This window comes from Lentzea waywayandensis (assembly GCF_900115955.1).
Taxonomy (GTDB): domain Bacteria; phylum Actinomycetota; class Actinomycetes; order Mycobacteriales; family Pseudonocardiaceae; genus Lentzea; species Lentzea waywayandensis.
Genome location: NZ_FOYL01000012.1, coordinates 184,181 through 205,309, shown reverse-complemented (window position 1 = coordinate 205,309; position 21,129 = coordinate 184,181). Strand labels below are relative to the sequence as shown.

General features: G+C 72.0%; 12 protein-coding genes. 5 read left to right on the top strand and 7 right to left on the bottom strand.

Going from position 1 to position 21,129, the window contains the following annotated elements:
- The first annotated feature begins 193 nt into the window (after nucleotides 1-193).
- The 5 genes from BM417_RS35950 (at nucleotide 194) to BM417_RS35930 (ending at nucleotide 6,486) form a co-directional block, all read left to right on the top strand.
- Complete coding sequence (locus tag BM417_RS35950; RefSeq protein WP_245822425.1) at nucleotides 194-1,786, top strand: glycoside hydrolase family 76 protein; 1,593 nt, start codon at nucleotides 194-196, stop codon at nucleotides 1,784-1,786.
- A 127-nt stretch (nucleotides 1,787-1,913) separates the two neighbouring features.
- On the top strand, nucleotides 1,914-2,267 hold the full coding sequence (locus tag BM417_RS35945; protein ID WP_093603744.1) for a nuclear transport factor 2 family protein: 354 nt from the start codon (nucleotides 1,914-1,916) through the stop codon (nucleotides 2,265-2,267).
- A 3-nt stretch (nucleotides 2,268-2,270) separates the two neighbouring features.
- Nucleotides 2,271-3,401, top strand: a complete 1,131-nt coding sequence (locus BM417_RS35940; RefSeq protein WP_093603924.1) for a branched-chain amino acid aminotransferase — start codon at nucleotides 2,271-2,273, stop codon at nucleotides 3,399-3,401.
- A 57-nt stretch (nucleotides 3,402-3,458) separates the two neighbouring features.
- Nucleotides 3,459-4,802: an MFS transporter gene (locus BM417_RS35935; protein WP_093603742.1), complete on the top strand. Its 1,344-nt coding sequence runs from the start codon at nucleotides 3,459-3,461 to the stop codon at nucleotides 4,800-4,802.
- Nucleotides 4,803-4,914: 112 nt separating this feature from the next.
- Nucleotides 4,915-6,486: an AfsR/SARP family transcriptional regulator gene (locus BM417_RS35930; protein WP_143138941.1), complete on the top strand. Its 1,572-nt coding sequence runs from the start codon at nucleotides 4,915-4,917 to the stop codon at nucleotides 6,484-6,486.
- Between the two features lie 22 nt (nucleotides 6,487-6,508).
- Here the strand turns inward: BM417_RS35930 and BM417_RS35925 are convergent, their stop codons facing one another.
- Genes BM417_RS35925 through BM417_RS35895 form a run of 7 tightly spaced genes read right to left on the bottom strand, consistent with a single transcriptional unit; the run spans nucleotide 6,509 to nucleotide 21,078 of the window.
- Nucleotides 6,509-8,095 (bottom strand): hypothetical protein, encoded by a 1,587-nt coding sequence (locus tag BM417_RS35925; protein WP_143138940.1) that lies wholly within the window; start codon nucleotides 8,093-8,095, stop codon nucleotides 6,509-6,511.
- A complete protein-coding gene (locus tag BM417_RS35920) occupies nucleotides 8,082-9,224 on the bottom strand; it encodes a 2-oxo acid dehydrogenase subunit E2 (RefSeq protein ID WP_093603736.1) in 1,143 nt (380 codons plus the stop codon). Before BM417_RS35920 ends, BM417_RS35925 begins: the two co-directional genes overlap by 14 nt.
- Nucleotides 9,221-10,258 carry an alpha-ketoacid dehydrogenase subunit beta gene (locus BM417_RS35915; protein WP_093603734.1) on the bottom strand — a complete coding sequence of 346 codons (1,038 nt, stop codon included), beginning with the start codon at nucleotides 10,256-10,258 and terminating at the stop codon, nucleotides 9,221-9,223. Before BM417_RS35915 ends, BM417_RS35920 begins: the two co-directional genes overlap by 4 nt.
- The gene (locus BM417_RS35910; RefSeq protein ID WP_093603732.1) at nucleotides 10,255-11,196 is read right to left on the bottom strand and encodes a thiamine pyrophosphate-dependent dehydrogenase E1 component subunit alpha; all 942 of its coding nucleotides are present in this window, start codon (nucleotides 11,194-11,196) and stop codon (nucleotides 10,255-10,257) included. The genes BM417_RS35915 and BM417_RS35910 overlap by 4 nt, the downstream gene beginning before the upstream one ends.
- Nucleotides 11,193-11,870, bottom strand: a complete 678-nt coding sequence (locus tag BM417_RS50470; protein ID WP_093603730.1) for an MbtH family NRPS accessory protein — start codon at nucleotides 11,868-11,870, stop codon at nucleotides 11,193-11,195. Before BM417_RS50470 ends, BM417_RS35910 begins: the two co-directional genes overlap by 4 nt.
- A complete protein-coding gene (locus tag BM417_RS35900) occupies nucleotides 11,867-17,950 on the bottom strand; it encodes a condensation domain-containing protein (RefSeq protein ID WP_177320785.1) in 6,084 nt (2,027 codons plus the stop codon). Before BM417_RS35900 ends, BM417_RS50470 begins: the two co-directional genes overlap by 4 nt.
- Nucleotides 17,947-21,078 (bottom strand): non-ribosomal peptide synthetase, encoded by a 3,132-nt coding sequence (locus BM417_RS35895; RefSeq protein ID WP_177320784.1) that lies wholly within the window; start codon nucleotides 21,076-21,078, stop codon nucleotides 17,947-17,949. The genes BM417_RS35900 and BM417_RS35895 overlap by 4 nt, the downstream gene beginning before the upstream one ends.
- Between the last annotated feature and the right edge of the window lie 51 nt (nucleotides 21,079-21,129).

The window sequence follows — 21,129 nt, the reverse complement described above, 5'->3', positions numbered from 1 at the left end:
GTGTCATCGCTCCCCCGGTCGCGGCACGGCCGGGCCGCATTCCTGGAGTGGTGCCGTCCCCCCAGGGCGCCACGATATGACAAAAACCTGACCAGCCGAAAGCGTTGACGACGGAATCACCCGAACCCTAGCCTCAGATTTTGAGAGCGCTCTCACGAATTGTCGGGCCGCCCACCCTGCACCGGGAGGTCTCATGCTGAGAGCTGCTCTTCTCGTGTCCCTGATGATGTCCACCGTCGTCGTGGCCCTGCCGTCCGAGTCCGAGTCGACGGCCGCTGCGGCGGCACCGAACCAGTCGGTCGTGGACTGCGACAACTACTGCGACGACCGCGATCCCGCTCTACCCCTCAGTGCACGGCGCTCCGCCTACCGGCCCGGCACCAGCACACAACCGCCCACCGGTGGGCCGCCGTCGACGGGAAGCACCGCGCCCGCCGCGGCAGCAGTCATCTGCAACAAGTACTGCGACGCCCGTGATCCCGCACTCGCGCCCGCGCAGCGCCTGACCCAGACCGTCGCTGTCGAAGGACGTCAGATCTCGCTGCGTTTCGACGATCCCGACGCGATGGGCTGGGCCGTGATCTCCGTTGCCCGGCAGGGAGACGAGGTGTGGCTGGACCGATCGTTCGACGCCGGCGTCAGCTGGGGTTCGGGATCAAGGCTCGGGAACACGGCGGTCCCGGCGGGCTTCGGCGACTGGCGCACGATGATGTTCAACGTGGACGACTGGGCCAATCTCGGTGTCGGTCTGCTGCGAGCCTGTGGACGCCCTGCCGGGTCGTCCACGATCGCGTGCACCAGCTGGTATCGCACGACGTGGAACGCCGGCGAACGTCGTACCGCCGCGGCCACGGCGATGATGGAGCGCTACAACCTCGGCAACGGCCTGTTCGACACGACAGGGTGGTGGAACTCGGCCAACGCCCTCACCGCGATCATCGACAACATCCGGGTGACCGGGATGAACAGCTACCGCTACGCCATCGCCCGCACCTACGACCTCAATCGACTGGCCTGGCAGGGCAACTTCATCAACGACTACAACGACGACGTCGCCTGGTGGGGCCTGGCGTGGCTGGCCGCCTACGACCTGACCGGGGACAGCAGATACCTGAACACCGCCCGGGCCGGCGCGGACCACATCTTCCGGTTCTGGGACTCGGTGTGCGGAGGCGGCGTGTGGTGGAGCTCGAGCAGGAACTACAAGAACGCGATCACCAACTCCCTGTACGTCCAGCTCAATGCCGCCCTGCACAACAGAATCCCCGGCGACACCACCTACCTCCAGCGCGCCAGGGCGGGCTGGACCTGGTTCGTGAACAGCAAGATGATCAACAGTGCCAACCTGGTCAACGACGGCCTGACCACAGCCACCTGCGCCAACAACAACTTCACACCGTGGAGCTACAACCAGGGCGTTCCGCTCGCCGCGCTGACCGAGCTGTACCGGGCCACCGGCGACACGAGCCTGCTCGCCAAGGCACGCACCCTCGCCGACGCCTCGACCAGCAGCAGCTTCCTCAATCCCGGTGGCATCCTGTTCGACAACGGCGGTGGCGGGGATGTCCCGTCCTTCAAAGGCATCTACGTCCGAGGCCTGTCCGCGCTGAACAGGGCACTGGCAGACCGCCCGTACACCTCGTATCTGCGGCGCCAGGCCGACACCGCCTACGCGCGGGACCGCTCCAGCGCCGACGCGTACGACCAGCCGTGGGCAGGCCCGTTCCAGCGCAGTGACGCCGCCCGTCAGCACAGCGCGCTGGACCTCATGAACACCGTCAGCTAGGACTCTCCTCCACCACGTCGGCGGCGTCGGACGCGACGCCGCCAACCCATTTCGGCGTACAGCGGGACGTTAATGCCGCGCGCGTAACGTCTGCCCGCGTCGAGCCGCGAATGGGGAGAGAGTTCGCATGGCAAATGTGGATCAGGTGCGCAGATATTACGAGTGCGTCGACACAGGAAACACGGGAGAGCTGCTTGAGCTCTTCGCTCCGGACGCCGTCTACCACCGGCCCGGCTATTCGCCGATGGAGGGGCGCGCGGCGATGGCGGAGTTCTACCGGGGTCAGCGGGTGATCGAGTCCGGTCGGCACACGTTGAGCCAGGTGACCGCGGAAGGGGACGGGGTCGCCGTCCACGGGGAGTTCACCGGGGTGCTCAAGGACGGCCGCCAGGTGAGTCTGCGGTTCGCGGACTTCTTCACCCTCGCCGACGACGGATTGTTCGCGCGGCGGGACACCTTCTTCTTCGCGCCGATGGTGTGAGTGATGACGGCGACGCGATCACTGGAATGGACCAGGACGGTCGTGCCGGCGGAAAAGCGGATCTCCGACGCGGAACTGGCCGCGCGGGTGGTTCGGCCGGCGTTCGGAGAAGTGCTGACCGAACACATGGTTTCGGTTCAGTGGTCGGCGGAACAGGGATGGCATCAGGCTGAGATCGTGCCGTACGCGCCGATGCTCATCGACCCGGCGATGGTCGGGCTGCACTACGGCCAGGTCGTTTTCGAGGGTCTGAAGGCGTACCGCCAGCCCGACGGTTCGGTCGCCGCGTTCCGGGCCGTCGACCACGCGCGCCGGTTCCAGCGCTCCGCCACCCGGCTGGCCATGCCCGAGCCGCCGGTCGAGCTGTTCCTGGACGCGCTGGCCGAGCTCGTGGCGGCCGATCGACGCTGGGTTCCCGAGGACGACACGAAGAGCCTGTACCTGCGGCCGATCCTGTACGCCACCGACCCGAGCCTCGCGTTGCGGCCTGGCACGCGGTATCGGCTGCTCGTCCTGGCCATGGTCACCGAGACGTTCTTCGGCGAGGGCGCGCCGCCGGTGTCGGTGTGGGCGAGCACCCGCTACGCCCGCGCCGCGCGCGGTGGCACCGGCGAGGCCAAGTGCGCCGGGAACTACGCGGGCGGCTTCGTCGCGCAGGTGGAGGCCGTCGAGCACGGCTGCCGGCAGGTGGTGTGGCTCGACGCGGCCGAGCACACCTGGGTCGAGGAGATGGGGGGCATGAACATCTTCTTCGGCTACGGCGACCACCTGGTCACCCCGCCGCTGTCCGGGACCCTGCTGCCCGGCATCACCCGGTCCTCGGTGCTGACGCTGGCCACCGAACTGGGGATGACCGTCGAAGAGCGGATGTTGTCACTGGCGCAGTGGCGGGCCGACTGCGCGAGCCACGCGATGACCGAGGCATTCGCCTGCGGCACCGCGGCGGTCATCACCCCGGTCGGGCACGTGGCGGCGGAGTCGGGTGAGTTCCGGATCGGCGACGGCCGGCCGGGACCGGCGGCGGCTCGGTTGCGCACGGCGCTGGTCGGCGTCCAGCGCGGGCGTGTCCCCGACCGGCACGGCTGGCGGCACGAACTCGCAGGACCGGATCCGGCGGCGAGAACGCACGCCTGACCAGGCCGGCGGGCTGCTTGGTCACGACTGACGGCGATCGAGGGATTGGGGTTATCCGTGCGGCGTGTTTCGGGTTTCACCGGGTTCAGCGTGTTGTGGATCGGACAGATGCTTTCCGCGGTGGGCACCCGGATGACGACGTTCGCCATCGGGATCTGGTTGTGGCAGAAGACCGAGTCCGCCACCGCCGTCACGCTGCTCGCGTTCGTCGCGTTCGGCTCGACGATCCTGTTCTCCCCCATCGCCGGCGCCCTGGTCGACCGGTGGAGCCGCCGCGTCACCATCGTCGCCGCCGACGTCGGAACCGCCGTGGCCACCGCCATCCTGCTGGCCGTCTACCTGTTCGGTCACGTCGACCTGTGGCTCATCTACGTGGTGAACTTCGCGACCGGGGCATTTCTGTCGTTCCAGGTCCCGGCCTACACCGCGACGATCACCGGAATGGTCAGGAAGGAGGGCTGGACGCGCGCCAACGCGATGATAGGAATGCTGCGCGCCGCACCCGCCATCTTCGCGCCCGCCATCGCCGCCCCGCTCATGGCGACCGTCGGTGTCGAGCCCATTCTGGCCATCCAGGTCGTGGCCTGCCTGATCGCCACCGCCGTCATGTTCGCCGTCGCGCTACCCCCGCTGCCGCCGCGCGACGAGACCACGGACAAGCCCGGCTTCCTGCGCGACACGACCATGGCGTTCGGCTACATCGCCGCCCGTCCCTCGCTGCGCGGGCTGCTGTTCATCACCTTCTCCATCAGCTTCCTCTCCGCGGTCGGCTGGGTCCTGTTCGCGCCGATGATCCTTGCCAGGACGGGCAACGACAGCAACGCCGTCGGCATCGTGCAGGTGGTGGGCGCGATCGGTGGCACCGTGGCGGGCATCTGGCTCGCGACGCTCAAGCCGACGCCGCACATGGTGCGCCGGATGCTCATCGGGGTCCTCGTCCTCGCCATCCCCGGCCGGATGCTGTTCGGCTTCGACAGCGTCCTGATCTGGTCGATCGCGCTGGCCCTCGGCTGGGGCGCCATTCCGTTCATCGACGGCTACAACCAGACGATCTGGCAGGCGAAGGTGCCACGCGCCCTGCAGGGTCGTGTCTTCGCCGCCCAGCAGGCGGCCGAGAACGTCGCGCTGCCGATCGCGTACATCTCCGCGGGCCTCCTCGCCGACCACCTCCTCGAACCCGCCATGCGGTCGGACGGTGTGCTGGCCGCGATCTTCGGACCCATCACCGGAACCGGGCCGGGCACCGGCATCGCCGTGCTGTACGTCCTGTCCGGAGCCGCTGCGGTTCTCCTCGCCGTGTACGGCTTTCTCACCCCCGCCATCCGCGACGCCGAGAAGCTGCTGCCCGACCAGGCCGTCGAAGGCGCTGCCGAGCCTCAGCCGCAGGACGCCGACCGGTAACGGATCGTTCCTGTCGACGGATTGTCGACGGGTTGTCGACGAGGCTTGCCATGGTTGGCGGTGTTCCGGGGGGAACACGGCTTCTCCCCGCACTCGCCGCACGGGGGGAAACGTGCACATTCACATTCTGGGTCCTGTCGAGATCATGTCCGGCGGCACGCCGATCCGCATCAGACGCCGAAAACAACGGCTTCTTCTCGCGTTGCTGGCCGCACGCGTCAACCAACTGGTCCCGGTCTCCCGGATCATCAGCGCCTTGTGGGAGGAGGACACCCCGGTCGCCGTCCGCAACCAGATCCACGTGCACGTTTCCGCCGTGCGCCGTGCCCTCACGGCGAGCACCGGTGAACCGGCCGCGCTGGAGACCACCCAAACCGGGTACATCCTGCATTCGCCGCCGGTCGTGGTCGACGTCGAGAGATTCGAGGACGCCGCGGCGGCGGGTGAGCGAGCACTGGCCGCTGGACGGTTGACGGAAGCGTTCACGTCGTTCCGCACGGCACTGGGGGTCTGGCGTGGTATCCCGCTGGACGGGCTCGGTGGCCGGTTCGCCGAGTCGGAGACGGCTCGGCTGGAGGAGCGCCGTCTGCTGGTGCTGCAACGCCGGCTGGACACCGAGCTGGCCCTCGGCCGGCACGCGGAGCTCGTGTCCGAGCTCGCCGGTCTGCTCAACCCTTATCCGCTGCACGAGGGACTCCGCCGCCGGTACATGCTCGCCCTGTACCGGACGGGCCGGGCCGCCGACGCCCTCGCCGCCTACCGCGCCGGTCGCCGGTTGCTCAACGACGAGCTCGGCATCGAGCCGAGCGCGGAGCTGCGTGAAATGGAGCTGGCGATCCTGCGTGGCGTACCGGCCCGGCAACTGGTAGTCGAGGCGGTGCCGGCGGCGGGCCGTGAGTCCGTGAGCACGCGAACCGGGTGGAGCCCACCGGCCAGGCCACGTCAGCTGCCGCACGGCGTCGCGCATTTCGAAGGCCGCCGAGCCGAACTGGCCAGGCTCGACGCGCTCTGCGCACGTGACCGGTCCAGGGTGACGGTCGTGGTGTCCGGACCAGCCGGGATCGGCAAGACGGCGCTCTGCGCGCACTGGGCACACCGAGCGGCCGAGGAGTTCCCGGACGGTGAGCTGTACCTGGACCTGCGCGGCTCAAGCCCCGACCCGGTCGGACCCGCGGCCGCCCTCGCCCACGTGCTGCGCGCGCTCGGCATGCCGCCCGAGCGGATCCCGTCCGACGTCGCCGAGGCCGCGGCCGACTACCGCTCGCTGCTCGCCTCGGCCCGGATGCTGATCGTGCTCGACGACGCGGCGACATCGGCTCAGGTACGTCCCCTCCTGCCGGGCACGCGGTCCTGCCAGACGATGGTCACCTCGCGGAACACGCTCGACGACCTGGTGGCGCGGGACGGCGCCGAGCCGATCCGGCTCGGCGCACTGTCCAGATCGGACGCTCGGAACCTGCTCACCTCGATCGTCGGCGAGCGACGCACGGCGGCCGAGCCGGCCGCCGTCGACGACCTGGTGGCGATCTGCGAGCAGCAGCCGATCGCGCTGCGGGTCGTCGCGGTCCAGCTCACCGGGCGACGCGAGCTCGGCATCGCCCGCTTCGTGGCCGAACTGCTGGCCACGGACCTCAAGCCGGGCTCGGACGCCCGCGCCGTCGGCCCCTGCGCGCAGTCTCGATGACGCCACGCGGAGTCGGGTACGCCTAGTGGACCTCGACGCCGCGGACCTTGATCTCACGCCCTGTGGGCGAAGTCCACGTCCGCCGCGTCGCGGCCTCGACGAACTCGACGGCGACCCCGTTCCGGCCGGTGGCCTGCCAGCACAGTTCGACGGTGTCGCAGCCGCCGTCTCCTGCCCGCCGCACGATCTCGTCGAGCAGCGTGTCCTCCACGCCGCGGCCCATCACCGGGCAGGAGATCGACAGCAGATCCACCGTGCACCGGTCACCGGCGCAGTCCATCCCGACCACCGCGCCGAACCCGTAGTCGCCGGTCCGGTCCGTGACCTTCGCGGCGAACACCTGCCTGCCGGGCGTCGCGGTGAGCCGGCCGGACGGATCCGGCAGGCCGAACACGAAGTCCTTGGCCCTGGCGACGATCTCCACCGCCTTGTCCCGCAGACCGGCGGTGACCTCGTGGAAGCCGACCGACACAGCCAGCCCGGCGATGTAGTCCTGCAGGGACAGCGCCGCCGCGGGGCGATCCCGCCGCTCCGGCACCCGGACGGCTCCGCCCGGCAGCCAGTCGAACACCCCGGCAGCGTGCGCCGCCGACGACCAGGACTCCGGTGCGACGTCCAGCAGCAGGGCCGAGGCACCGTCGACGTCCTCTGCCAGTGCGGCCAGAGCGGGATCGGCGGTGAGGACGAGCAGCCGGCCGGCGTCGGCGACCACGCCGGCCAGCTGCTCGGTGGCCGGCCGGGCGTCCACGACCCAGCCGTCGAGCAGTTCGTGGGCCAGCTGCGGTGCGGCGCCGACCACGGTGTCCCACAACGCTTCTGGATCCCCGGTGGCGCGCAGCACGAGCCGGAACCCGGCCGCCCTGAGGTCGGCCAGGAAGGTGACGACGCTGTCGTCCATCAGGGACTCCAGCAGGCTGGACGCGTCCACGAGCGCCGTCCGCGGCCGGCCCGCGTAGCGGATCCGCAGCAACCGGGCCAGGTTCGCGCCCAGCTCGCGGAAGACCTCCTCGCTGTACGGAATGCGAGCGAACCGGTACATCACGGGGTGGAAGGCGTGCGAGGTGCCGACCGTGCGGACCGCCTCCTCCGCGTCGGCCACCAGCACCCCGGGCCGACCGGACAGGTGTGCGCGCAGCGCCGCGCGGGCGGCGTTCGCCGTCGCCATGACGCCGTCGGCCCGGCCGGCGTCGCCGACACCGTTCGGCGCATGCCACGGCAGGGCCGGCAGCACGAAGAGCGGGCAGCACTCCCAACGCCCCGCGGCCGCCAGCACCGCATCTGCCATCCCGATGAGCTCGTCCGCCGCGCCGGCGCCGTCCAATGCGCCTGCCGGCAGGTCCTCCAGGCGGGGCGCGACCACCAGGACGTCCGGGCGCAGGCGAGCCATCTCCCCGTGGTCGTCGAGGCACTGCGCCATGATCTGGCCGAACGGCCCGACGGTGGCGGCCACCGGCAGGTCCACATCGGACGACAACAGCTGGAGGTACGGAACGACCGGGTCGATCGTGTAGCTGGCGAGCAGACCGATGGTCAGCTCCGGCGCGGGCTGGCTGTCCTTGGTCCGCTGCCACCGGGCTCGGAGTGCGACGGCGGGCTCAGCGGGCCGCATCTGCGTCACTCCCCGCGGTCTCCAGCCCGGCCCGCACCGCGCGCAGGAACCGAATCGCTTCGCGGCCGTTGACGAAGCGGTGGTCGTAGGCCAGTCCGATGTGGACGACCGAGCGGAACGCCGGTGTCCCGTCCGCGCCCGGCACCGGCTCCTGCCGCGTGCCGGCCAGGGACAGCGCGCAGATCTGCCCCGGCATGACGATGGGCGTCGCCACCAGCACGTCCTCCTCGTTGTTGAGCGAGACCAGGATGTTGCCGCCCTCGAGATCGGCCGGGCGCAACGTGTCCCGCATGGCCCGGATCCGGAAGTCCATGAGCACGTCGGCGAGCTCGGCGACTGACCGCTGGTGCGCGTCGCGGACGACGGGGACCTTCAGGCCCTTCCCGACGTCGATCGTGACCCCGACGTGCGCGCCACGCGGCAGCGCGACCGTGCCGTCGGCGAGCGGATGTCCATAACAGATCGGAAAGTCCCGGTGCAGCGCGCCGACGACGGCGACGAGCAACTCGGGCAGCCCGATCCAGCTGTCACCGGAGGCGGAGCGCCGGGCCGCCTCCGCGAGCGCGGCGTCGACCGGTACGGCGATCGCGGTGAACGCGGCCGGGATGGACCGATGCGACTCGGTGACCGCGGCCGCGACCGCACGCTGCACCCGGCCCGGCTCGTGGACGTCCACATCGGACTCGCCGGTGCTCCCCCGTTCGTCGAGCAGGCGCTGCACGTCCGACTCGCGGACCACCGCTCGCCCGAGGCCGCCGAACTCGGCGAGCCCGATCCCGTGCCGCTCGGCCAGAGCACGCGCCGGTTCGGTCAGCACCGGCCCGGTCGTGACCTCCGCCTCGTCCGGAGCCGGCACACCGGTGTCCAGTTCCGCGGTGAACCGCCGGTGGTCCTCCTCCGAGTCGAACAGGTGCCCGACGACGTCGCCGCCCTGGCACTCCGCCGACTCCGGCACGACCTGGTGCAGTACCCCGCCCTGCTCACTGATCAGCTCCTCGGCCGTCTTCGACGTCTCGATCACCGCGATGGGATCACCGGGCCGCACCCACCGTCCCTCCTCGACCAGCCAGTCGGTCAGGACGTAGCCGGCGTCGTTGTTGTTCAGCTTCGGCACCTCGACGTCGATCACGTCAGGCTCCTTTCCCGCCGCGAGGCCAGTTCGGACTTCACAGCCGCACGGATCGTGGCGGCGCCCACGAGCACCTCTCGCTCCAGATGGGTGGCGGTGGGAATGATGCTGTCGGCGGAGTGCACCAGCCGGACCGGCCGGCGCAGCGTCTCCCACAACCGGGTGTGCAGAACGGCTGCCACCTCCGCTCCCCAGGTGCCGCCCGCGGTGCTCTCCTCGACCACGCACACGACGCCGGCCTTGGCCGCGAGTGGGAGCACGGGCTCGACGTCGAACGGGTACAGCCGGGACGGCACCACCAATTGGACGGCGATCTCGTCGACCAGCAGCAGCTCCCGCATGGCGGTCAGCGCGCGGTCGGTCATCCCACCGGCCCCGATGAGCAGGCAGTCGAGCTCACCGGGGTCGTCCGCGTAGATCCGGGCGAACTCCCCTGCCTGGTCGAGGAAGTCGAACCGGAACAGCTCGTCGACCACGCCCGCGGCGGCCATCCGGTGGGTGTACAACACCTTGTCCTCGAAGAAGACGCCGGGCGAGCCGGCGCCGAGCATGCGGCCCAGCACGTCGTGGTTGTCGTGGAACGGCGACATCTCGTACAGGGCCAGGCCGGGAATGCCGACGAAGTGCTTCTGCAGGCTCTGGCTGTGGGTGGGCCCGTACCCGCGCCCGCCACCGGACGGGCAGCGCACCACGAGGTGCATCGGGACCGGCCGGCCGTACATCGACACGGACTTGCTGGCGAAGTTGAGCAGCTGGTCGAAGGCCAGCGCGGCGAAGTCGCCGAACATGATCTCCACCAGCGCCTTGTCCCCGGCCAGTGCCAGACCGCCGGCCACGCCGACGATGCCGCCCTCGCTCAACGGCGTGCCGATCACCCGTTCCCCGTACACAGTGGACAGTCCCTTGGTGACCTTGAACGCACCGCCGTACGGGTCCTCGACGTCCTCGCCCAGCAGGTACAGACGGGGATCGGCCGCCAGGTGGGCGTGCAGTGCGCGGTTCAGGTTCTCCACCACCCGCTCCGGCCGGCTCATGCGCTCGCCTGCCAGGTCACGGGAGGCCGGGCCGCACACTCGTCGGCGACCGCGGCGATCCGGGCCGCGGCCCGTGCGTCGGCCTCGGCGAACCGCTCGGGAAACGCCTCGCGGTAGCGTGCGTACCAGTCATGGCGGCGGGCGTGCTCGATCACCTCGGGTGGCCGTGAGTCGTCACCCTTGCTGTGCGGGCCGAGCCGGTGGGTGGCGAACTCGACGACCAGCGGCACGCACTCGGTGCGCACCCTGGCCACCAGCGGCCCGAGTTCGGCGCGGATCACGTTGACGTCCACGGACTCGGTGCGGTGGTGGGGAATCCCGAACGCCGCCGCCCGGCCCGCGATGGTCCCGGCCAGCTGCGCCGACGTCGGCGTCGACTGCGCTATCCCGTTGTGCTCCACCACGACCAGCAGCGGCAGCCGCCACAACGCGGCCATGTTCAGCGCCTCGTAGACCGCGCCCTCACCCCAGGTGCCGTCGCCGACGTAGGCCAGAGCCAGCGCTCCGGGTCGCGACCGCCGCAGGTGCATCGCGACCCCCGCGGCCACCGGCAGGCTCTGGCCCTGCACCCCGGTCGACAGGTACCCGTCGCGCAGGATGTGCTGGCTGCCGCCGACACCGTGGCACACAGCGCCCGCCCGGCCCATGATCTCGGCCAGCAACCCGACCGGATCGGAGTACCGCGCCAGGTAGTGGCCGTGCCCGCGGTGGTTGCTGAACACGAAGTCCACAGTGGACAAAAGCGGTTGCAGGGCGACCGGTACGTACTCCTGGCCGAGGCAGGTGTGCGTGGTGCCGTGCAGCTGTCCCGCGGTGAACAGGTCGAGCAGCCGCAGCTCGAAGTGCCGGATCAGCAGGAGCAGGTCGAGATCCTCGTCGGCCGGGGCGGAAAGGGCGGTCGCGCCCAGTTGCGCCGTGTCGGCGTCAACCACCGTCATCGGGAGGACTCCTTGTCACGCAACGTCTTCCGGATGACGGCAAGCGAGGTCATGGCCCGGATCTCCGCGTGTGAGAAGGACACGCCGAAGACGTCCTCGAGCGTGATGACCAACTCGACGTGCTTGAGGCTGGTCCACCGGGCCTCGGTCACCGCCGCGGTGGCGTCGGTCAGCTCGGCCGGCTCGACGCCGAGCACGTCCGCGACCACCTGGGCCAGCCGGTCCTCCGCCGCCTCGCCGACCGGCGGCGGCACCGCGACCGGCGACGGCACCGCGACCGGCGACGGCACCGCAACCCGCGACGGCACCGCAACCCGCGACGGCACCGCAACCCGCGACGGCACCGCAACCCGCGACGGCACCGCAACCCGCGACGGCACCGCGACCCGCGACGGCACCGCGACCGGCGGGGGCACCGCGATCGGCGGCGGCACCGCGACCGGCGGGGGCACCGCGACCGGCGGCGGCACCGCAAGGGCCGCGCGCACACTGAGCGGGCGGATGTCCTGCCACACCTCGTCGACGTACGCGGCGCACTCGTCCTCGGTGCCGGTCACGCCCACCGGACGCCAGCCGGCCGGGATCTCTCTGCCGGACGGCCAGATCGAGTACTGCTCCTCGTCGTTCACGACCACGAGGCAGTCGACGCCACCACTCCGGTCGACCGTCGTCATGCGGTTTCCTCCCCTGGCAACAGTTCGGTGGTGCCCGCCCGGCCGGACAGGCGCACCACCCGGTCCTCGATCTCGGCGAGCAGGTGCTCGGCCGTGGCCCGGCGGTGCAGGTTCGCCGAGTACCGGACGCACAGCCGCAGCCGGTTGTCCAGCACGTTGGCCATGACATCCATGGTGTGCGGCCAGACTCCGGCCTCGTCCTGCTCGAGCCCGTACGGCGCGTGGCACATCTCGAACAGCTCGCCGCCGTGCTCGCTGTGCGTCCAGTCGAAGTGCCCGGTGAAGTTCAGGCTGATCTCCGGCACGGGCAGCGTGGCGAGCGTGTCCCGCACGGCGGGGTCGGGGCAGAGGTACCGGGCGAGCCCCCAGCCGATCCCGCCGTCGGGTATCCCGGCCAGCCGCTCGGCCACCTGGCCGACGTCCTCGTTCTGGCGCACCAGGAACGGGTAGAAGTGCTGGAACCAGCCGACCGTGCGGAACACGTCCAGGCCACTGCCTCCGGGCGCGGTTCGGCCGTGCGAGGACAGCCACAGGCCGCATCCCGCACCGCCGGCCCAGGCGGTCACGGCGTCGCCGACCGCGTGCACCAGCAAGGGGACCAGGTTGGTGTGGTGGGCCCTGGACCGGTCCCGCAGCCCCGCCATGACCCGCTCGTCGAGCCAGGTGTCCACTTCCAGCCGTGAGGAGAAAGTGGCTCTGCCGTCGGGAAAGTCGCGCGGGACCGAGGCGGTCCTGGCCTGCTGGGCCAGCCACAGCGGCAGCTCGGCGAGGAGCGCGGGAGACGCGGCGTGCTCGGTGAGCCTGCGTGACCATTCCTGGTACGACGTGGTTTTCGGCGGCAACCGGACGGTCTCGCCTGCCATCAGCTGGTGGCAGGCGGTCTGCAGGTCGTCCAGCAGCACGTCCCGCGACACCCCGTCGATCACCCAGTGGTGGACGACGAGCAGCAGACGGTCGGGTTCCCCTTCCGGGAGCGCGAAATGCGCGGCGCGGACCAGCGGACCGGTCGCGAGACCAAGGCCTGCCTGAGCCCGCACGCACAGCGCGGTGACCTGTTCCTCGAGGTCCACAGTGGACGAACCGGTCAGGTCATGGCTCTCGAAGACCACGCCGTCCGCGGCGTCGGCGTGCGTCTGCCGGCGGTCAGCGGACAACCGCAGCCGCAGTGCGTCGTGGTGAGTGACCACCGCCTCGACCGCGGCGCGCAGCACTCCGGCCGGCACCGGCCGGCGCAGGCTGAGGTAACACGGGGTGTTGAAGTGCGACGGATTGGGCAGGTTCGGCTCGAGGTTGGCCAGAAACCAGTGCTGCGGCAGTGTCAGCGGTACCTCGCCGGCGTCCGGCCCGCCACTCCCCGCGAGGACCGGGGCCTCGAGCGCGGCCTGTCCGGCGATGGTCGGGCGATCGGTGAACTGCGCCGGGGTCAGCGCGATGCCGGACACGTTCGTCCGGAACACCGCCTGGATGGCGAGCATCGAGTCACCGCCCAGCGCGTAGAAGTCGTCGTGCACGTCGATCGCGGAGACATCGAGGCTGAGCAGTTCCGCCCAGATGGCGGTCAGGGTCCGTTCCGTGTCGGTTCCCGGCCGTGCGGCGGCCCGAACCGTCGCACCGGCGAGCTCCAGGGGCAGACCGGAGATCGTGGTCCGGTGCTCGCCCGGCGGCACGAACGGGCTGTCGAGCGCCCACAGCCGGGCCAGCAGCCGCCCCCGCTCGCCAGGGTCCGCGGGCAGCCGCACGGCGCCGGCCGAACCCGGCACGACCGGCTCGCCAGAGGTGAGAACGAGGCATTCGGCCGGGTCGGCCAGCCCGGCGCCGGCCAACTCGGCCAGTGCGGCGCCCGCGTCACCGGTGACCAGCCGGACCGCTGCCGGATCCCCCGGAGGGGAGCCGGCAGCCGCGCTGGGCCCGCACAGCGCGACCCGCCGGCCGTGCCGATGCTGCTCCCGGATGAACCGCCCGAGCTCGGCGCGCCCCCAGCCGTTCCGGTCGGTCACCACCCACCGCACCGGCGAGCCGACGAGCCGGCACAACCGCCGGACGATCAAGGCGCCCACCGCCTGATCGCCGCGGTCCGCGGTCCGCACGTCGACTCCTGGGAGTCCGGCCAGCCCGTCCCGCAGCCACGCGACCAGCCGCTCCTCCAGCCCGTCACCGGTCCCGGCGACCACCAGCAGCAGCGGCGTCTCCGACCAGGCACGGTGCGCCCGCACCGCCGCGAGGAGGTCCTCGACCGCCTGCTCCAGCACCCGCACCCGCGTGGCCAGGGTGACCGGGCCGTCGGGCAGGAGGTCCGGCCAGCGCAGCACCACGACGCCGAGCCGGCCCGACCCGAACGCCCCTGCCGGGTCGAGCAGAGTGCGGAACAGCCGTCCCGGCGCGGTGGTCCGCACCGCGACCGGCACCGGAAGCCCTGCGGCCGCGTCCTTCGCGGCACGCCGCACCGGTTCCACCGAGCCGGTGCCGGTGATCGTCACGCCCAGCGGGCCGGACGGCCGCTCGGCGGGTCCGAACGGGACGGCGTCGAGATCGGCGGTGAGCGTGTCCAGCTCGGCCACGTACCGGTCGAGCAGCGCGTCCACCCGGCCGGCGTCGAACTGCCCGGCGCGGTGCTCGGCGGTCGCGGTGAGCCGGCCGTCCCGCCAGGACAGGTGCACGAACAGGTCGAACTCGGTGCCGGTGGTCGGCACGTCCAGCGTGCTGACCTCGAGCCCCGGCAGGTCCAGGCCGGCCGTCGGTTCCTCGACGACGTTGAGCACGTGCTGGAACAGCGGATGCCGCGCCGGGTCGCGTGGCGGGCCGACCGCGTCGACGATCGCCGCCAGCGGCGCGGTCCGGTGCCGCTGGGCGGCCAGCGTCGCCCCGTGCACCCGGCGCAGCAGCCGGCGGACGCTCGGCCGGCCGGACAGGTCGAGCCGGAACGGAAGCAGGTCGGCGAAGTACCCGATGAGGTTCGCCAGCTCCGGCAGGTCCCGCCCGGCCGCCGGCACCCCGACGACCAGGTCGTCCCGCCCGCTCTCCCGGTGCAGCATCAGCGCATAGGCCGTGAGCAGCACGACGAACGGGGTCACCTCGGCGGCCCGCGCCGCCCGCCGGACCCGCTCTCCGAGCTCTCCTGGCAGCTCCCGCCGACGCACGCCGCCCGCGGACCCGATGTGGCCGCCACCGAGGTCGAGCTCGGTCGGCGCGTCACGCAGCAGGTCCCGCCAGTAGCCGACGTCGGCCGCGACCTCCGCCCCGGCGAGCCGGTCCCGCTGCCAGGCCGCGTAGTCGGCGAACTGGATCGGCAGTGGCTCGAGCCGCGCGCCCGCACCCGACCGTGCCCGGTATGCGGCGGACAGGTCGGCGAGGAACACGTGCCACGACCGGTTGTCACAGATGATGTGGTGCATCCCGATCACCAGGTGGTGCTCGGCCGGGCCGGAGCGCACCAGGCAGGATCGCAACAGCGGTCCCGCCTTCAGGTCGTAGGCCGCCGTGGCGTGCGTGCGCACCAGTTCCGGCAGCGCCTCGGCCGACGCCGGCAGGTCGACCGGTGTGAGCCAACAGTCCGTCCGCTCGGCTATCGCCAGCAGCGGCCGCCCATCCTGTTCGGCGAACGTGGTCCGCAGCACCTCGTGCCGGTCGACCACGTCGTCGAACGCGGCGGTCAGCGCCGCCTCGTCCAGTGCACCGCGCAACGTGGCGGCGAACGTGATGCCGTACCCCGACCGGCCGTCCAACTGGGACAGTGCCCACAGCCGGTGCTGGGTCGAGGCCGCCTCGATCATCCGGTCGCGCGATACCGGCGCGATGACCGCCTCTGGTGCCCGATCCGGCTCGCCCGCGTCGACCAGGCGAGCCAGCTCGGCGATGGTGGGCGCGAGCAGGAACCGGTGCAGTGCGACACCGGCACCGAGCTCCGTGCGCACCCGCGACAGCAGGCGGGTGGCCAGCAGCGAATGCCCGCCAAGGCCGAAGAAGCTCGTGGTGACGCCGACCTCGCCGGCGCCGAGCAAGTCGCGCCACAGCGCGACCAGTCGTTCCTCGGTCGGCGTGCGCGGGGCGACTACCTCGGTGCCCGCACCGGCCGGGCGGGCCGGCGTCACCCGTGCGCGCTCGGCGATCGCGGCGGCGGTGTCCAGGTGCTCCGAGCGGTACGCGACCCGCTCGGGACCGGGCTCCGGCAGCCGCCAGGCCACCCGCAGCCTCTCGACGACGAGCGTGCCGAGCACGGCGAAGAACTCGTCGGTGTAGGGCACGTGACCGAGCTCCTCGGCGGCCGGGTCGTCGATCAGTTCGACCGGTAGCCGGGCCTGCCACTCCTCCGCCCAGCACACCTCGACCCCGCCGATGCCGGCCACACCGCGGGCGAACCTCTCGTCCAGCCCGTCGTCGGCCGGCCCTGGGCACATCACGAGCAGCAGCGGCGAGCCGGACCGGGCACGGAAGGCACGCACGGCCGCGAGCAGGTCGGTGACCACCTCGGGCGAGCCGCCCGGCCGGTGGCGCAGCGAGTCCGCCCACCGGACGAGGACGACGGTCGCGTCCGCGGCCGGGTCACCGGCGAGCAGCTGCGGGACGACCTGTCCGTAGGCGGCGAAGTCGACCGACATCGGCAGGCGCAGGAAGTCCGACCAGAACCGCACGGTGTCGCCGAGCGGCTCGGCGGAGAACGACGCGGCGAGACACACCTTGCGCCGGCGCGGCTCGGCCAGGCGGTCCAGCGGGAGGTCCGGGTCGTCGGCGAACGCGGTGAGCAGCGTGCGGAACCGGTCGGCGACCAGCTCCGCGGTCTCGGCCAGGTACAGGTCGGTGTTGTAGCCGAGCACGCCGGACAACCCGGACGCGGTGCGCCGGATCGTGAGGAACAGGTCGAAGTCGGTGGTGCCCGTCTCCACCTCCGCGGCGGTGAGCTCGAGCCCACCGGCGGTCAGCGCGTCCGCGGCCACGACGTCGTTGACGCTGAGCATGACCTGGAACAGCGGGTTGTGCCGAGGTGAGCGATCGACTCCGGCGTGCTCGACGACCACGGCGAACGGCACGGCCTGGTGGGCGTACGCCTCACCGGCGGCCCGGTGAACCCGCCGGACCAGGTTCCGGCCGGTCGGCCGACCGGCCAGGTCGAGCCGGACCACGACGATGTCGGCGAAGCAGCCGATCACCCCCTCGACGTCGACCTGGGTCCTGCGCGCCACCGGTACCCCGAACAGCACGTCCTCGGCGCCGGTGAACCCGTGCAGCAGTGCGCCGAACACGGCCAGCACGGCACTGTTCAGACTCGCGTCCTCGCGCCGGGCCACCTGGATCAGCCGATCGGTGACGTCGGCGGGCAGCTCGAACGGCAGGTGGGCGCCGGTCCGGGTGGGTGCCCGCGGCCGGGGCAGGTCGGGCGGCACCGTCGACAGTTCCGGGGCGCCGGCCAGACGCTCACGCCAGTACCGCAGGTGCTCGGCGAGGGCCGGGCCGGTCGTGGCGGCCCGTTCGGCCACCGTGTGGTCGATGAACCGGACAGGGAGCGCGGGCAGGTCGACGCTCTCCCCGACGCGGCGGGCGTAGCAGCCGGCGAGTTCGGCCTGGAACACCCCGGCCGACCAGCCGTCGAACACGATGTGGTGGACGCTGGTCAGCAGCACGTGCTCGGCAGGCCCGATCTCGACCAGCGTGCACAGCGGCACGGCCGCGACGGTCAGGTCGAACCGGCGGCCGGCGTGCCCGGCCACCGCCTCGGCGATGCTGCCGGCGTCCTGCCCCAGGGTCACGACCGGCAGCTCCACCCGGACCCGGTCGAGCACCCGCTGGCGCGGTCCCTCGCCGTCGTCGTGGAACACCGTGCGCAGCGCGGACTGCCGGGCCACCACGTCGTCGAGCGCGTGTCGCAACGCGGCCGGGTCGAGCGGTCCGGCCAGCCTGGTCGCGAACATCACCGCGAGCGCGGGACTGCCGGGGTCGAGCCGGTCGAGGAACCACAGCCGCTCCTGCGCCGGTGAGAGTGGCGCCTCGGTCACCGCCGGAGCCGCCCGCTGCCGGCGTTCGATCTCGAGCAACCGGCGCTGCTCCGGCGTCAACCGCGCGATCTGGCTCGCAAGCTGGTCGTTCACGGGACCACCACCGGGTGCACGCCCAGGGCCACGCGCCCGTCGGGGTCGGTCACGGTCCGGCCGAGCGCGTCCAGGAACAGCTCCGCCGCCGTCTCCGCCAGCGCCTGCCCGCCGTGCTCCGCCCCGGCCCGAACCACCAGCTGCCATTCCGGCGACATCGGCTCCCTGGTGACGGTGACCGACAGCGGGAACTCGTTGCGATCGGCGAACCACCACTCGTGCGCGCGCAGGTTCCGCAGACCGGCCAGCACGTCGTAGACGCGGAAGTCGGCGAAGTTGAACAGCGCCTCCGGCGGCCCGACCCCGGTGACGGCACGCAGCTTCGCCAGCGGGAACCGGCGGTGCGGCAGCTGGGCCTGCTCGGCGGCGAACACCGCCCGGACCAGCGAGCTCCACGACCCGTCCGGCAGACGGGTCCGCAGCGGCAGCGTGTTGACGAACATCCCGACGGCCGACTCGGCCCCGGTGTGCTCCGGCCGGCCGTTCGTGACCAGCCCGGTCAGCACGTCGGAGGTGTGCCGGAGCACGCTGAGCGCCCAGACGTGGGCGGCCAGGTACACGCTGCGCACCGGTACCTCCAGCCGCACGGCGAGCTGCCGCGCGTTGTTGGCGAGCGCGGGGTCCACCGGCACGGACACGGTGGACTCGGTGGCCGGGCCGGCGGGTCTCTCCGTCCACAGTGGAGTGTGACGGTACGAGCCGAGCGACTCGGTCCAGTAGGCGGTGGTCGCCGGACTGGCGGCGGCCCGCCGTTCCAGCGCCACGAAGTCGCGGTAGCGCGACGCAAGCGGTGGTTCGGCGGGCGCCGGCGAACCCAGCTCGCGATCGTAGGCGAGCAGCAGGTCCCGCATCACCACCGCGAAGCTCCAGCCGTCGACCACCGAGTGGTGCACCGACAGTGCCAGGTGGAACGTCCCGTCCGGATGGTTCAGCACGTGGCACCGGACCAGCGGCGCCGCGGTCAGCTCGAACGGCCGCCGCCACTGGCCGGTCCACCAGGCACGGACCGCCGCGGCCGGATCGGGGGCGGCGGGGGCGTCCAGCACGGCCAGCGGGATCGGCGCGACGTGGTGCACCAGCACCATCGGCTCGGCGTGGCCGACCAGGTCGAAGCACGCCCGGAGCAACTCGTGCCTGGCGGAGGTGGTGTCGAGTGCCCTGCGCAACGCGGCCGGGTCGAGTGGCCCGGACAGCCGAACCGCGCTGGCGTCGTGGTAGAGCGTGGGATCCTCGGTGATCTCGCATTCGTAGACGACCCCGACCTGTACCAGCGAGGCGGGAAAGGTGTCGGCCACCCCGTCGGCCGGCGCCGCCGGCTCGGTCCCCAGCGCCTCGGCGGGCGTGGCCGGATCATCGCCCGCGGCGGTGGCCAGTTCGGCGACGGTCGGATGCTTGAACAGGCTCTCCACGCTCACCGGGATGGCCGCGTCCCTGGCGCGGGCGACCACGCGGATGGCGGACATGGAGTCCCCGCCGAGCGCGAAGAAGTTGTCGTGCGGGTCGACTCGCGCGACACCGAGCACGTCCGCCCAGATGGCCGCCAGCCGGTCCGCGTCCTCACCACCTGCGGTGTCCGATGTGGACAGTGCGGCGGCGGCCGGACGGTTCCGCGCCAGGGAGAGCAGTGCGTCGCGGTCGAGCTTTCCGTTGACGGTGAGGGGAAAGGCGTCCACCACCAGGAGCACCGACGGCACCTGATGCACGGGCAGCTGCTCGGCGAGGCCGGCACGCAGCTCTTCCGGCCGGACCGACGCCCCGACCGCGGCGAGGACGAAACCGGCCAGGCGGGCTTCGCCGTCGCGGTCGTCCAGCAGCACGACGGCGGCGGACACGCCGGGCCTGGTGAGCAACGCCGCCTCGATCTCGGCCGGCTCGATCCGGAACCCGCGGAACTGCACCTGGTCGTCGGTGCGCCCGAGGAACTCCAGCTCGCCGTCCCGCAGGACCGCCAGGTCGCCCGTGCGGTACCGGCGCGCGCCCGGCGGGCCGGACGGGTCGGGGACGAACCGGCGGGCGGTCAGGCCGGGACGCCCGAGGTAGCCGGTGGACACGCCGGCGCCACCGACGAACAGCTCGCCGGGTTCGCCGTGCGGTACCGCGCGGAGGTCCGGACCGAGCACGACCGCGTCGAGATCGTCCAGTGGCACCCCGATCGGGCTGACCTGGCCGTCCGCGTCGGCCGCGGTGAGTGGCCGGACCGTGACGTGCACGGTGGTCTCGGTGATCCCGTACATGTTCACCAGCCGCGGCGTCGCGTCGCCGTAGCGGTCGAACCACGGCCGCAGCATCGCCGGTGGCAGCGCCTCGCCACCGAAGACGACGGTGCGCAGCGTCGTCTCCGGCCAGCCGTCCGCCTCGGCCGCCCGGATGAGCCGGCGGAACGCCGAAGGCGTCTGGTTGAGCACGGTGACCCGCTCCGCCGTCAGCAGCCGCCAGAACGACTCGGGGTCGCGGCTGACCGGGTAGGGCACGACCACCAGTCGGCCGCCGTGCAGCAACGCGCCCCACATCTCCCACACCGAGAAGTCGAAGGCGAAGGAGTGGAACAGCGTCCAGGTGTCGTCCGGGTCGAAGGCGAACTCGTCACGGGTGACGGTGAACAGCCGCGACACGTTGGCGTGGCTGACCATCACCCCCTTCGGCTGCCCGGTGGAGCCGGACGTGTGGAGGACGTAGGCGGTGCCAGCGGGCCGGACCCCGCCACCGTCAGGCCCGGTCGAGGGCTCCTGCCCGTCGGCCGGCTCGGCATCGACGGCGACGAACGGCAGGCCGGTCGCCGCGACCAGGTGGGCGAACCGTTGCTGCCCGAGAACCACCGGGCACCGGCAGTCGGCGAGGACGAACTCCAGCCGGGCCCGCGGGTAACGCGGGTCGAGCGGCACGTAGGCGCCACCGGCCTGGAGAACGGCGAGGATCGCCACCACCAGGTCGACGTCGCGGTCGACGCAAAGGCCGACCAGCACCTCGGGTCCGACACCGTTCAGGCGCAGTCGCCGGGCCAGCTGCCCGGCCGCGTCGTCGAGCTCGCGATAGGTGAGCCGGCGTCGCCCGTCGGTGACCGCGACCCGGTCCGGGGTTCGGCTCGCCTGTGCGGCGAACAGCTGGTGCAGGCATTCCGACTCGTCCACGTGACTCCCCCGTGTGTGCGACCCCTCCCCTGAGGGCACGGCATCAGCGTG

Coding starts and splice junctions, on each gene's coding strand:
- BM417_RS35915 (WP_093603734.1), bottom strand. CDS start 10,258: ATGAGCCGGCCGGAGCGGGTGGTGGAGAACCTGAACCGCGCACTGCAC.
- BM417_RS35945 (WP_093603744.1), top strand. CDS start 1,914: ATGGCAAATGTGGATCAGGTGCGCAGATATTACGAGTGCGTCGACACA.
- BM417_RS35940 (WP_093603924.1), top strand. CDS start 2,271: ATGACGGCGACGCGATCACTGGAATGGACCAGGACGGTCGTGCCGGCG.
- BM417_RS50470 (WP_093603730.1), bottom strand. CDS start 11,870: ATGACGACGGTCGACCGGAGTGGTGGCGTCGACTGCCTCGTGGTCGTG.
- BM417_RS35950 (WP_245822425.1), top strand. CDS start 194: ATGCTGAGAGCTGCTCTTCTCGTGTCCCTGATGATGTCCACCGTCGTC.
- BM417_RS35910 (WP_093603732.1), bottom strand. CDS start 11,196: ATGACGGTGGTTGACGCCGACACGGCGCAACTGGGCGCGACCGCCCTT.
- BM417_RS35925 (WP_143138940.1), bottom strand. CDS start 8,095: ATGCGGCCCGCTGAGCCCGCCGTCGCACTCCGAGCCCGGTGGCAGCGG.